This is a genomic window from Pseudomonas sp. RIT-562 (genome assembly GCF_026241895.1).
Lineage (GTDB): Bacteria > Pseudomonadota > Gammaproteobacteria > Pseudomonadales > Pseudomonadaceae > Aquipseudomonas > Aquipseudomonas mandelii_F.
This window is the reverse complement of sequence record NZ_JAPJIV010000027.1, coordinates 68,333-82,420: the sequence shown is the minus strand read 5'-3', so window position 1 is coordinate 82,420 and position 14,088 is coordinate 68,333. Positions and strand designations below refer to the sequence as shown.

Genomic DNA, 14,088 nt, shown 5'->3' with positions numbered 1-14,088 from the left:
GCTTTCGTCCCTTGGTCGTCACTACAAATGTCGTGGGAATGGATCTCGAAATTTCTGTGAGAGCTACCGATGGCCGTCCATATTTTCTACCCGTTCGAACATGCAGCCTCTGTATACAAAAAACCGCGCACTGAATTCGCCGCTTCGTGCATTGCAGACGACCGGCGGAATTTCTCTGACTAGATGATGAACGGCTCGGCAATGCATAATTACTTGGGCGGGGTGGCGTGACGTACGAATAGAGGCAAGCGGCTCAGATTTTCAGCAAATCCAACTGTATTCAGTCCCCGATTCTTGAGCCCGTATCCACAAACCCGACCAGCGTCATTTGTATGGGCAACCATTGCGCGCAAATTTCTCAATTCAGTTGTACTGAACTCATTCGCACCGGCACTGATTTAGCCGCAGGCACCTTGCTGCGCTCGGCATGGTGCCAGAGAGGTACGAGCGAATTACATTCTGGATAGTAAGCAGCGGCACAACCTTCTGGAATGTCATAGGCAACGATTTCGAATGGCCCTACTTGACGTTTCACTTCAGGTTCAACAGCCGTGGTGATCAACACCCGTTCCCCGACTTCAAATCCCAGCCGAACGATATCGTTGAGGTGCATGAAAACCACCTCACGCGTACCGCTGATACCGCGGAAGCGATCCTCGTATCCGTAAATGGTGGTGTTGAACTGGTCGTTGCTGCGTAACGTCATCAGTTGCAGTACATCGCGCGGCATGACTTCGGGCGTGGTGTCGTCATCTTCGTTGAGAGTGACCGGGGTGATGAATTGAGCCTTGCCACTTTCAGTCGACCACTCCCGCTTGGCAGCAGCAATGGGCCGATGAAATCCACCCGGTTCAGCCATCCGAGACTCCATATCATGGAAAATTTCTGGGTAAATAGTGCCGATGGCCGTCCTGATCCTAGAGTAGTCGTCGCACCACGCCTGCCAATCGATTGGATGACCGGAGGGCAGGGTGGCCAGGGCAAGTCCGGCAACGATGCTAGCTTCTGCCCGTATGTGAGGGCCAACCGGCTCGGCGTTTCCACGCCAGCCGTGGATGCAGCCGGTGCTGTCCTCGGTGGTATAGTTTTGCGTCGTTCCGTTTTGCCGGTCTATTTCAATACGTCCCAGGCATGGCAGCAGCCAGGTGTTTTTCCCTGGCAGTAAGTGAGTACGATTGAGCTTGGTCGCAATCTGCACGTTCAGTTCCAACGTTTGCCAAGCGGGTTCCATTCGGGTGGTGTCGGGGATAGCCCGCAGAAAATTGCCACCCAAACCAATGAAGCCCCGTACCTTTCCGTCCAAAATGCCTTCGCAGGCGTCGACAGTGCACAGACCCAATTTCTGCGGCACTTTGAATCCAAAATGCCGCTCAATCAGGTCGGTAGGTACTTTCTTCGGATCTTCAGTAATGCCTACAGTGCGCTGACCTTGGACGTTGGAGTGACCCCTTACCGGGCAAATACCTGCACCAGGTTTGCCGATATTTCCGCGCATTAATAGCAGGTTGACAACCATCTGCACGTTTTCCACGCCATGCCGGTGCTGCGTCAAACCCATTCCGTAAATCATCATCACCCGTTGGCTGCGTGAATAGGTGGTGGCCACCGCTTCGAGTGCACCACGAGTCAAACCGGATTTGCGTTCGATATGCTGCCAATGATGCGCGCGAACCGACAGGGCGAATGCCTCGAAGCCTTCGGTGTGCCTGGCAATAAAATCGTTATCAAGTATTGCCTCACCGCCAATGCGTTGCGCTTGATCGTCAAGCTCAAGCAAAGCCTTGGCAATGCCTATCATCGCTGCGATGTCACCGCCTATTGCAACTTGGTGATACTGGGTACTGATAACAGTCGATTCCGGTGTTAGCATTTCGGTGGGTGACTGCGGGTTGACGAAACGTTCAAGTCCACGCTCACGCAAGGGGTTGAAGGTGATTATGGGGACGTTACGTTTGCGAACGTCTTGTAACTGATGGAGCATTCTTGGAGCATTACTCCCGACGTTCTGGCCAAAGAAAAACAAACAATCGGTGTGCTCGAAATCATCCAGCGTTACGGTACCGACCGGCACACCGATGCTTTCTTGCAGGCCTACTGATGTACTCTCGTGGCACATATTAGAGCTGTCGGGTAGGTTATTGGTGCCATAGGCCCTAGCGAACAACTGGTACATGAACGACGTTTCGAGTGACGCTCGGCCAGAGGCATAAAACACTACGCTGTCGGGCTCCATCGTTCTGAGCTTCGTACCGATATCGCGGTAAGCTTCTTCCCAAGTAGTTTCTTGGTACCGATCACCTACTGGCTCGTATCGCATGGGATGGGTGAGCCGACCTTGTTGCTCTAGATCGTAATCCGGCCATTGCCGAAGTTGACTGAGAGTCTGTTCGGCAAAAAATGCCGGGTCGGTTTTCTTCGATGTCAGCTCCCAGGCAGTAGCCTTGGCTCCGTTCTCGCAAAACTCCAATGCATGAGGGTGTCCTGGTTTGGCCCAGGCACAACTGACGCAAGCAAAACCTTCCGGCTTGTTCTGCTTCAAAAGTGCTCTGGGAGCCTTCACTAACGCTTGCTCCCGCCAAAGTATCTTCATCACGGATTTCGCGGATCCCCATCCGCCACTTGCATTTGTATAGGGCTTGAAATGGACTTTTGGATGAATGAGCATCGGCGGCTCCGACTTGCTGATCGAAGGAAGGTGATATAGCTAGGACGGATGCGCGCAAGGAATGGTTCGAGCAAATGTGCAAGCGATGACTTCATTCGACGCTGGAGTTTTGGATGATTCGTCCCGGGCTCAATGCGGACAAACAAAGAGCCGCAAAACGGACGTATTCGCCGGCCTTCGGAATCCCTCACGTCCAGCTTTGACAGGCTGCACTGCGGCTAAGTAGCCAGAACACCGTCGATAGTGCTCTCTGTCAGGGTCGTAGGATTATCATCGGGCGTCAGAATTACCTTGCTGCAATCCTCATCCTTCGCGGCATGCGATGGCTTATGTTGACTTCCTGCGCCAGTCGAATCGTCTTTATTGGGACGAGTAATTCTGGAGGAAAACGTTACACATGCCCCTGCGAACGCGAATCTTGCCCGTTCTTCATCTGCCCAAGATCGCTTTGCAAGTGTCTCCGTTTTCGATAAATTACCCAGGATATTTATCCCAAACAAACTGGGGTGGCAGGATGAGAGATGTGCAGAGGCAGCAGGCCATAACAGCATGGAGACGGCTCTTCACTCTGCCTGAAAATCGCATCGATGCAGAGGACAGGTATCACAGACTGTTGAAATCTGCTGACGACATGGAGCGTGAAGGCCTCATCACTGACGTTGAGTGGCTTAAGCTCGCTCAGCAAGCTGGAACGCTATTTTCCAGTACTGCGGAGTGCTTCAAAAGTCCGAAGTAAGGGCGAAACTTTTACCCATTGTGATCGAAATCATATGCTGGTAAATATTTGCTTACTGAAGCTTTTTTCAGAGCGGAGTAGCCTTTATTCGATTTGCGCAACTCGCGGCATTAGTGAGGTGAGTGTTTGCTCCCCGATTATGAGTATCCGTCAGCCCAATCGGGCCTCATCTGAGCGGGCAGGCTGAACTGCTTCGAATACCGTATGCCGACTTCAACTGCCTGCGCTGCCCGACGATGCTGGGGAGCGCTAGCATGATTACGTCATACTCTCGGATACTTCCCGACAGGGCTGACACGCGACTGAGATGGGGGCCAGCTGCCGGGGGAGAGCATCGCTATTTAGCACGTTGCCCCGGGCTGTTTGTTTACCTTCATTGAGGACAAGTCGGACAAGCAACCTATTGTCGTACGACGCATTTCACGCACAGATTCACTAGGTACATGCTGGCTCCCTATCCGATGTCAGCATCGGTGCTTCGTCAACTTGATTGGTCAACCAATTGATTTGACTCATTTCATGCATTCGTGAAGGGAATAGCCATCACCATCGGCAGTCTTCCACGCCGCTCTACCGCAAGCTAGGGGGAAATCTAAGAGATTAAGTAACTGCCCAAGAGCCGGCATCGAAAGAATGGTGCTAGGTGACTTGGCAATCCTGCTCGAGTAGAAATGGGCCACCGCGTGCTCGATACCAAGGCCGTCGGGCAGTCGGCGATCAGAATCCGTATGCGTGGTGTACGGCTGATGGAGCTTCTGGCAACTATCAAAACCTCACACCCCGAGGACGTAAAATTCGAGAACCTGTGCAGATTTCTAACTTTGTACAGGAATCGGCACCAATCATCCGATTTTGCATTTATCTTAAACCTACCCGTTGCGTCACCGCGTCACTGCGCTATGGTGAATTCTCCAGCGTATGAGACTAAGTCTAGGAGGGCGGAGCATGCGAATTCGCGGAGACGTATTCTGGCAATGGGCTGATCCTACGCTTCATCATCGGACACACGACGAGACGTTGGAAGACGGCAGGTTTATCGATGTCCAAGTGAGGCTGTCGCCTACAGGAAACACGCAAATGTTCATCGGGGTTTATGCAGCGAGCGGGATGGCTTTGCATGAAGAAGCGTTTGATTCAAGGCCAAGTGAATCGATGACTCGCGCTTTAGCATGGGGCGTTGGGTGTGCCAGGCGACTCGCGATCACTCTCAAGCCTACCGAAAGGCATGTTGCGTAAACTCGTACACACGCTTGTTAGCGCAGGTGATCGCCATAATGTGCCGAGCGCCCTCGCTCACATCAATGAGTCCCCAAGATCGTCATCTACAGCGTCGAGTGCTCAGTGCCGCCGACCAGACGTCATGATCGCATCGTAAGCAACGTGCTTCACGTTCCTTATCGATAGATTGCGCGGCACCGCACTTCACGCAACAATAAATTGCTGACGCGGGTATTTTTTTAAATTCTGAGCGATGCTCTTGAGGTAGGACTGACAATCCTGGGCGCAAGTCTTCTTCCTCATAGAAATAAAGGCTGACGTCTCCATCAGTTTCTACAAGCGCTAATCTTACCTGTCCTAAATGTTCAACACCTTGCTGCCGAAGCTCCATCAACAACTCGCTATAGGACATATTGAGCGTATCGAAAGCTTTAATTTCATATAATCCATTGCTAATAACAGTAACAGGGATGCCATCAATCCATGATTCAAATTTTTTGCTTTTTGTCATGGCAAATACTGTAACGCGGTAAAGCAACAAAAGCGTGGAAAAAACAACGGCAACTGGCAGTAGTGGGACATCATGGTAGAAGGATACGTCTCCAGCGGCGGAGCCAAGCGTCAAAATAACAACGAGTTCAAAGAGAGAAAGTTGCCTGATTCCTCGCCTACCACTGGATTTTAGGAATAAAAATACAGCAAGGAATGCAAAGGTCGCTCGGAAACCTACTTCTAACAAAAATGCAAACGGAAACTCGTCTATTAGCATCCGCTGTATATCAAAAGGCGACATCATTACCTCTGTATATCTGAAGGTTGGTTAACGTATCAATTGAGCCATGTCGCCCAACAAAACTCAGTTCGGTACAGGGCCAGGCATCACCACAGCTTTCGCTAATAAATTGTAACGACAGGGAGTATATTTGTGATTTTCTACATCCGCACGGCTTTTTCCGATCTGAGCAGAGGGGATATTAGGCTCGCTGACTCACGTTAGCTTTTGTGCCGAGAGCTCTCGATCGATCAGTTAGCTTCTCCTATGGCATCAATCACGCCTTATGTTTCAGCAGATTTCTTGGAGTTATCCTCGCTGCGGTGCAGTTCCAGTTTTTTTGGGGGGGGCTTCATACGTTAAGTCCCACGCACGCTTGAAAATGCCAAACTCAGCCATCGACCAATGCAATCAGCCACACCAATGTCGCAATCACCCGACACTGAACAGCTTGCCTTGCACGCCGCCATAGACGATAAGCTTACCGGCGACAAAGGGAAAGCCGAAGACCCCGAGAAAACAGGACAGACTGAATAGCAACAGCGATTGTGCGGTCAGCCCTGGCGGCGCTTCGTGCGCGGCCGTTCGTTGATCCGGGAGTAATTAAGGCCATAGCCGAGTCCCAACAAAGCCGCCATTAAGCCATAGCTCAGGCTATTGTGTACCCACTGGCCAAAACGAACCACCGCCAACAACATTAAGTACTCGAAGTGCTGGAAGCGCCAAAGGGATTGCATTTGACTACCCACCCGGCATTCAGCAAACGGCAGACGATGGTGACTCCCATGAAACAAAGGAAAAATAACGAATAGTCGAGTCCCAGATCCGCAGCATAGCCGGTTTGAAAACTGCCAAGACCTTCAAAGACAGCACCGGCCAGCCTTACCGTTTGAGTCGCGGTGTTAATTTTGTTCCAATCCATAACTCAAAACCCCGATGGCTCGCGACTTCGGGGCTTATATGTGACGTAGCAAGCAGGCAATCACAACTGTTAACGGCAAGCTTCCATGCCGTTATTCACTGGTTTTTTGAACGGCCCGCTTGTTCTTTTCCATAATATTGAATAAGTAAGTAGGCTCTAACGCCGAGCGCAATCAAACATAATATCATGCCTGCAATGAATTGAAATGTGGTCATAGTATACCCTCCAGAACAATCAACAGATAATTATCTCATTCATGGCGGCATCAAAGAACCTATTGTTTGTAACTGGTTGTTGCAATTTATGAATTTTATTAAGAAAATATTCTTTCCTTCTGCGATTTCGGATTTAAAATCAGTAGACAGGACGTCAGAGTATATTAAATGCAAATTGATTATCTTTGTCCCAAGGTTCGTCTTTAGGGATTTATGGCTGCATCTTGGTAAGTCTGCCAAGCCTTGGTGGCACCCGCCTTTGATGAAAAGGAGGTATAGCTATAATCTCGGAAGCAGCGTTAAAAAGGTCTGACATAAGATCCCAACCTCGAATTTTCCAAAGAGGCTTAAAGTACGTTAGCAGGTCTGAATTTGGCATCGCGATTTCGCTGTGGAAGAGGTCAGCGTAGCAGGAGGCTTTTAAGGAATAGATGCCTGTCCAGAAAGTAGAGCTGCGGGAGCGATCAGTTAACCTTTTTACGATGCGTCCAACCTCCATAGACCGCTCGTGCTTCTCATCGGAAACTGCGGAAATCTGCTTGCCGTGGTGGCCAATAGCCGCTGATAGTGTGCGGATCTTGGAGAGGACGCGAAGATGATTTCGAGATTTGTTGTGGTACCTGCAGTCCCCACCGAAACGGGATCGATGCGTAACGGATCTCGCTTTTATTGTCAGACCGCACCTTTAGGCTTCAATCTCTATGACAATCAGGAAAAGCTGCGTCTGAAGGCTGTTTATCCGACACGTGCTGAAGCTGAAGGTGATTGTCAGAAGCTTAACCAGGAAAGACTGCAATACACGTTGTCAGGACAGGAGGGCTGACACTTTTTTGAGCTCAGGGCGTGCAAATTTGTAAGCTCGCATCTTGCATTTGGGTGAGACTCAGAATACCGAAGGAGTTTCGCAAATCAGCTCAGGGCTGAGCGGCTACAGCAGCATAGCGTCTCCGAATCTGCTGCGATCACTGCGGAAAACAACTAACCCTAATAGCAGCGTCTGGAAAATGCAGCCCACCGGGTAAGTCGCACGCGCGCAAGCGAGAAGTTAAATCAGATAATTAGGCCCTATATAAAAAAAGCGGTCACTGAATCCCAGTGACCGCTTTGACTGTCGGGCAGTCAAGCTAGGTGAACCTAGCGATACGAGAGAGGGGGTACTTCCGCCCCACCCCAGGCGGTGACTACAACTGATGTTTAGCGAGACGATGCTGGAGCGGCAAACATTCTCCTAGTGATCTTCAATCCTTCCGCATTTCGCTTCGCAACTTGGTCAATTTAGCCTGGAGCCGGGCTTTGGCTGCGTCCAACACTGAGGCATTGGTTTTGCTCGACAGCGTTTCCCGAGGTTTGCCGCCCAAGAAATAGCTGATCCGCTCTGCGTTGGCGCCGGAGGGATGCGGCAAACCGTCCAAGAGCTGCTCGGCTTTCAACAGGCCTTTGGTTTGCAAGTGCTGAAAAACCTCAGTGACCTTTGGCCCCAAGGGGACATAGAGGCACTGCGGGCCTAGTGCCCGGATCTCGTCTGCCAGATGCGTTTCTACCTGATGGCGTAGGCTGGCACGACTCAGTATGGCGGGGCTGCCGCTGTAATTCTGACCATCAAGAAAAACCGGGTACCTCAGTGCCGAGGTGTAATGCACCAGATGACGGTGTGTATCGAACAGTTGTGCGCAGCTTTCAATGCCCAGCAGCTGATGTAGCCCAATGTGATCCAGCATGCTGGTCAGGTTTTTACGCATGGGCCCTGCAAAACTGGCAGTTTCCTTTGCGGCTTGCTTGGCCTGCTCAATGGAGGCGCCTTGGCGCAGTTGTTTACGCGCTTCATCCAAAGCACGGCTGGCCTGCTGCAAGCCCGGCGTGATGCCGCACAATACGATTCGGGCACCGGAATTGACGTGATCAAACGGGGCATAAAAGGTCTGAAGGTTGCCTTCTGAGGCGAGCAAAAGTTCAGCTGGCAACGTGGCAAAATTGTGGGTGGATGAGGAAAGCAGGTGGCTGAACTGTTCGAAGCTCATGATGGTGTCCTGTGGCGATGGGCAATTGTATGTTTGGGAGGATGAGCGTTAATCCGCCCGTGTGACGACAAACCCCCTGCGACCTTTCAACCAGCGCAGCGCCTCACCGGCGTCGACCACGGTCTGGTTTTTTTCCTTGCGTGTGTACAGTCGATCCGCTGCTGTCGGTTGAGCCGCATTGCGCACGGCTCGTTCTGACATTTGTCCCAACACAGCGATTTCTTTTAGCGTGAGGTAACCGCAGTTGTCCTCGCCGGACAAAAACATGGGAACCGCGTCGTTATCATCAAATTTCGGATGAGTATCCAGATCGAGTCGAGCTCTGACCAACGCATGAAACAGGATGTGTTCGAGACCTTTCGGTAGAACCATTTCGCGGCCTCCGATGCGTGGTGAAAACACTTCAATATCTGGTCTGGCTGACAGCACCAGGGTTGCTAGCCGACCCCAGTTGTCATTCATCTGAGTTTGCTCTGCACCATCCTTAGCGAGCTTGAGTCGCCCATTGATCGCATAGTCATAGCAATCATTGGCCGCCATCCGTACAGGGATTTCGCCGTCGTAGAGTCTATCCAGACTCTCCAACTTCTCCGGCTCGATTTCGCCAATAAACTTCATCAGCGAAGCGCCTAATGATCCCCAATATGCGTCCTGCGCTTCCTGAAGGATCTCGTCCAGGCCGAGCTTTTTTTCAGTTTGGATGAAGTTGTGTTCGAATTTTTCACGCCAGTATGTGCTCATTGTTTCTGCTCTCGGTCAGTCGGTATGAGCGCAGACTATCGATAGAATATGATTCGGTCAATGATTAAAAAATGATATCAGTGATGATTAATTCTTGGTTGCATGATGCTCCCCATTCTTAACCCGAACTAATCTCTAACGATATCGATCGTTTCAAGCATTCAGCTGACACTGAAATCTCATGACTGTTCGCTGCCGAAAGTGTGGCAGTGCTCAGAAATTCATGAATCCAGGTGCGATTTTGCACGGCCGGGACTGTAAGGAGCGGCGGGCTTATCCCAAAAAACTTAGCCCGCGATCAACGGAAAGCTCGGGAATAAAAGCTCCCGCACGGGGGGGAGGGTTGCGGGCCGCACATTCTTGTGACATGCCTCATCTCTTGATATGCGCCGGATTCATGGAGCCTTATTCGTAATCAATGATTTGGCTCTCGCTACGCGTAGTAGCTCGCCGCCCAGTTGCAGTGGAGAAAAAATGGCTTTTGAGATCCAGTAAGTCTTACGCTGGTAAAAACTCAAAGTGGTCACTTAGTACTTAGCGTGGGGCTGAGCAGGTAACGTTTAGGCCAATCCAACGGGCAGTTAACCGTCCGCTTTAGCCCGGCCATAGATAGTGATCGGCGCGGCCTGCAGAAGACGGTTCGCATTAGGCACGGAAAGCGAGGCCTATCCTTCGGGGGATCCTCGCGCCTGATGGACGAAACACTGAGCAAAAGGCGCAGTTATAGGTGGAAATCGCCCGCAGCCTCCGGCTGATAAAGCACTTTCCTGATTTCAATCCGGCGGGTTTTATCAGAAATTCGCCAGTCGATGGCGTCTCCCTCCTGATAGCCCAGGATGGCGGCGCCGATGTCGGAATACACGGAATGTTTCCCTGCTTTGCTGTCCGCGTCCTCAGGGTAGACCAAGGCTACTTCGATCTCTTCGTCGTCCAGCTGCAGCAGGGCCCTAGAGTTCATCGTGACGACATTGCACGCCACTTGATGTGGATTGACGACAATGGCTCGCTCAAGCTCATGTTCGAGTTCAACAACGGCCGGGCCTTGCTCGAGCGCGATTAGAATTTCTAGCCTAGCCTTATCGATTTCAGTGATGTAGATCCTTGTGGAGTCGCCAACGGCACCTTCGCGCAAGAACTGGAGATAGCGCCCCGCCGTCATGGAAAATGACTTCAATGACGGCGTTTCGCTCTCAAGCAGAAAGCCGCTGCGAATAAAAGCTTTCAGCGACCGCGCGTTGTCCGGGTGGATCTTGGCGATGAGCTTCTGGGCCCGCATGTCGAGGAACGCCAGTTTCATGCCTTCGCGGATCGTGCCAGCGCCAAGGTTTCGGCCCCATTTGTCGCTCTCTCCGATGACTAGGACTATCTCGCAATTTGACCCGGTTTTGATTAAACGGACAAAGCCTACCGGAACGTCATGCCTGTCATAGGCCATGAAGAATCGGCCGCCTTGGTTGAATAGATGGGTTAGGATCGGCAATTGAGTCCGATCGATGGCTTGCTCGATGGAGCGCGAGACATGACGCGAATCGCTCAGATAGCAGGTGACGCGCTCATCCTCTAACCAATCCATCAACGTCAGCGCGTGCGCCCGAGTAATTTCAGGGCACAGCGAAATGAAAGGCTTGTTCATCTTCACCACAATTTATTTGTAACGGATGAAAGCCCATCGTGGCTTTGGCCATGACGGTTCTTTCGGCAACCAACCATGTTAAGACAGAACGCGATTAAATGCCGAACAACTACCTGGCCTTTAACGGTCTAGCCAACGTTTCAGACAGCCAGCTATCACCGCTCCCATGACAAGTCGGAAGACGCTGGGATTCCGATCGGTGCAGAATTTACCGGCCGCAATGGCGAAGCGAATGACTGCTGCTGAGTTGTAGGAGGTAAGACCTTGGTGGAATCGACGCAGGCAACTTCAACGCTTTAATTTATTGCGTGCGCTTGATGGAGCCGACTATTCTTTCGTGGGCTATGGGCTATGGGCTATGGGCTATGGGCTATGGGCGATATGGCTGTTGCCACATAGTCAAGCAGAGTGCAGTGCTCTGTGGCTGTCCATCATCGTTGAGCATTCTGTAAGAAGATATTACACCGAAGCCAACCGCACCTGCAGGATGTGGAAAACTGACACGCAGTGCTTAGTGGGTGGATCAATTTGGATTCGAGAAAGGCTGATAAAAGGGCAGAACATGGAGTAACTGGTTTGTCAGACGTGCTGGATATCAAATCGCACGATATAGGATGCTGGCAAGATCTCGGAATGCTCATACATCTTTCTCGCCAGAATAGATTTGAGATGTTGAGGGGCTCCTTTGCCGTCAAAGAAGACCAGGTAAAAGAAGTAGTCGTCTCCGTACTCGGCTGCTTCGGAGGTCGAACGCTCATTTTCTGAAAGAAAGAATCGGTAGCTGTCTCCACGGATTTTGCCCACCGATTTCACCTCAATGTAACGAGGTCGTCCATGGTGTGTGTGGGACATGAAATCATACCCGTAGCCAGGTTTATCTCGCCTATCCTCGATTGCTGCAATTAGATCTGAAAGGCCTGCGCCCTCTAGACGTTGCCGCTCCCATGTCACAGCAAACTCTTCTGCTGCCTTACCGATCTGATCGCGCTGATCTTGAATGTCTTCGAAATTGACCTTGCGATGGTTTTTCTTCGCCGGCTTGTGGATGGTTGATCCTGACACCGACTCAGCACGCACAATCGTTCGATACAGGAAGGCCGTGAACTTGGGATTGCTCCACGGACGGGTTGTGGCATTACCTAGCTTTGCATGAACAATGAGGTGTTGGTATTGGCTTGCAGGAAGGTCGGGGTCAAAACCGAGCGCGACCCCTATCATCTGTAGGTGCTCGGCGCTGCAGGCATTGATGAATCTGTCGGGAAAATAAAGGCTCAGAATTTTTGCCTTGAACATCTGTGAAAGCGGGTTTGCATCGATTTCAGCGAAGTCGAGTTGAGGGTCATTGCCCATACGCACGAGGGACACGAGTGCGGCTCGGACTGATCGGAACGCGGTGGTTGAGTCGTCACCGAATTTTTTAGCGAACCGATACTCTTTGGATGTATCGCTCTTTGTTGCACCGAAATAAATACCGAATTTGATCGCCGTCGACCCCTGAATCACCGCCCAAGGCCGGGTTTTGACTTCGACCCGATCACAGAAGGTTGGGCGTTGGAGACCAATCACATAGTCATCCAACTTGAGGCGATTCAGCCGCGTGATGGGGAATGACTCAAGAAACTCTCCACGACTTTGCTCGGCCCGTGCCTCGCGGTCTGGGTCGTAGTTTTTTTCGAAGGCTTTTAGCAAACCGACTGAAAGCGTGTTAGCGGTCATTCAGCGTAAGTGTCGTTAGAGCTCGCGCCAAGCTTCAACATGTCGTTGAACCTTTACGTTTGCTAGTAGCGCTAGGAGCCTGTACGCAAAAAGCAATCACTGACCGCACTCACGAAAACTACCGAGTCCGTTCTGCTGACTGGCCCTCTAGTAACCCAAGGGGCTACGCTGACTGGTTCGATGCACGGATGAAGCCGGCTTTTGACCAACGGCGCCGGGCGATGATGCTGGCTCAGGCGAAGGCAGATGTGGAAGACATTCCCGCATTTCGAGTTAAAACGCCTTTACAGGCCGCCATTCAATTGCTGAAACGCCATCGCGATATGTGCTTCTCAGAAGTAGAGGAAGGCCGACCGTCCTCTATCATCATCAGCACTCTTTCTGCCCACGCTTACAATCAGGAAGGTTCAGTCAGTGGAGCACTATTATCCATCCTAAGCTCAATGGATAGGTGCATTCGAGAAAAGGATGGCGTGTTCTGGATTGAAAACCCATCTAACCCTCGTGAAAACTTTGCTGACAGTTGGGCGTACGAACCTGAACTAAAACAGGGATTTTATGATTGGCTAGCGATGGCAAGGTCGGATTTCTCCCAGGCTGTGCAACAGAGCGACATGGAATCGGTTATGGATATTCTTGCTCCTCGCATGGGTCGTACTTTGGTCGAGAGCGCAGCACAGACCAGGAGCAGATCCGCAGTGGTTAGGTCGATAGCCCAGCGCAAAAACCCGATTCAAAGGCTCGCTGATGCGCCACACCGCAAACCGACCACGTGGCCGAAAATCTTCGGTGGAAAGGTTACGATCTTAGCTAGGTCATCCTTAAACGGGTTCCGTACCCTGCTCATGTCAAGCGGTCGGCCTATTCGTAAAGGTTCTACTCTCGAGTTCATTGCTTCCACAGACGTGACACCTCCATACACCGTGTATTGGCAGGTGGTAAACACTGGGCGTGAGGCTGCAAGCGTGAAAGATCTTCGAGGCGGCTTTGAGCGCTCCACAACTGAGATGGGAAGCCTATGGAAGGAGGAGCATGCAGGTTATGCGGGCACCCACACCATCGAGTGCTTTATCGTGAAGGGTGAATACTGTGCTGCCCGTAGCGGCCAATTCGTGGTGGAGATTCAGCACTGAGTCATGGAGTTCGTCCATGATCGAGCACCCACAGCTAGGAGCATGTTTTTTGTAGTACTCATGTCTTCGGCCCAGGGCTCAAGAATGCGACAGAGATGAGGTTGCAGGCAGTCGCAGGCACGAGATGGATGAGCTCGCCTGTTCATCCCAGACGGCTTCTGAGATGGATTGTTGCTATCGCGTTTTCGGGCCTAAGGCCCGGCTCGTCTAGGAGCTACTTTGTTTCGCATCGGCGTTACGAGGCTGTCCGCTATTCCAAGCTTCAATGAGCACGTCTACAGGAGATCCGGAAAGTCATAGCATCCTACGGGTTCGTAAA

Annotated in this window: 9 protein-coding genes and 1 pseudogene; 3 read left to right on the top strand and 7 right to left on the bottom strand. The window is 51.4% G+C overall.

Annotation, left to right across the window (positions count from 1 at the left end; all coding sequences use genetic code 11):
• Nucleotides 1-358 precede the first annotated feature (358 nt).
• Nucleotides 359-2,665, bottom strand: coding sequence for an FdhF/YdeP family oxidoreductase (locus ORL50_RS25550; protein WP_266019099.1), 2,307 nt, complete (start codon nt 2,663-2,665; stop codon nt 359-361).
• Between the two features lie 1,681 nt (nt 2,666-4,346).
• Here ORL50_RS25550 and ORL50_RS25545 point away from each other — a divergent pair.
• Entirely contained in the window at nt 4,347-4,637 is a 291-nt protein-coding gene (locus ORL50_RS25545; RefSeq protein ID WP_266019098.1) for a hypothetical protein, read from the top strand.
• A gap of 82 nt (nt 4,638-4,719) precedes the next feature.
• On the opposite strand, the gene ORL50_RS25540 is transcribed toward ORL50_RS25545, so the two are convergent.
• Nucleotides 4,720-5,412, bottom strand: a complete 693-nt coding sequence (locus ORL50_RS25540) for a DUF421 domain-containing protein (RefSeq protein WP_266019096.1) — start codon at nt 5,410-5,412, stop codon at nt 4,720-4,722.
• Nucleotides 5,413-5,829: 417 nt separating this feature from the next.
• A pseudogene (locus tag ORL50_RS29180) lies at nt 5,830-6,277 on the bottom strand (MFS transporter); the annotation flags it as partial.
• Between the two features lie 846 nt (nt 6,278-7,123).
• Between ORL50_RS29180 and ORL50_RS25530 the strand changes: the two are divergent.
• Complete coding sequence (locus ORL50_RS25530) at nt 7,124-7,351, top strand: hypothetical protein (RefSeq protein WP_266019093.1); 228 nt, start codon at nt 7,124-7,126, stop codon at nt 7,349-7,351.
• 415 nt (nt 7,352-7,766) lie between these two features.
• Here ORL50_RS25530 and ORL50_RS25525 read toward each other — a convergent pair whose 3' ends face one another.
• From ORL50_RS25525 to ORL50_RS25510, 4 genes are all read right to left on the bottom strand, one after another.
• On the bottom strand, nt 7,767-8,546 hold the full coding sequence (locus tag ORL50_RS25525; protein WP_266019091.1) for a hypothetical protein: 780 nt from the start codon (nt 8,544-8,546) through the stop codon (nt 7,767-7,769).
• A gap of 48 nt (nt 8,547-8,594) precedes the next feature.
• Complete coding sequence (locus ORL50_RS25520) at nt 8,595-9,287, bottom strand: hypothetical protein (protein WP_266019089.1); 693 nt, start codon at nt 9,285-9,287, stop codon at nt 8,595-8,597.
• A gap of 721 nt (nt 9,288-10,008) precedes the next feature.
• Nucleotides 10,009-10,920: a bifunctional GNAT family N-acetyltransferase/nucleoside diphosphate kinase regulator gene (locus ORL50_RS25515; protein WP_266019087.1), complete on the bottom strand. Its 912-nt coding sequence runs from the start codon at nt 10,918-10,920 to the stop codon at nt 10,009-10,011.
• 579 nt (nt 10,921-11,499) lie between these two features.
• Entirely contained in the window at nt 11,500-12,636 is a 1,137-nt protein-coding gene (locus tag ORL50_RS25510) for a protein NO VEIN domain-containing protein (RefSeq protein WP_266019085.1), read from the bottom strand.
• 188 nt (nt 12,637-12,824) lie between these two features.
• Between ORL50_RS25510 and ORL50_RS25505 the strand changes: the two genes are divergently transcribed.
• Complete coding sequence (locus ORL50_RS25505; RefSeq protein WP_266019083.1) at nt 12,825-13,769, top strand: nucleotide-binding domain-containing protein; 945 nt, start codon at nt 12,825-12,827, stop codon at nt 13,767-13,769.
• Nucleotides 13,770-14,088 lie beyond the last annotated feature (319 nt).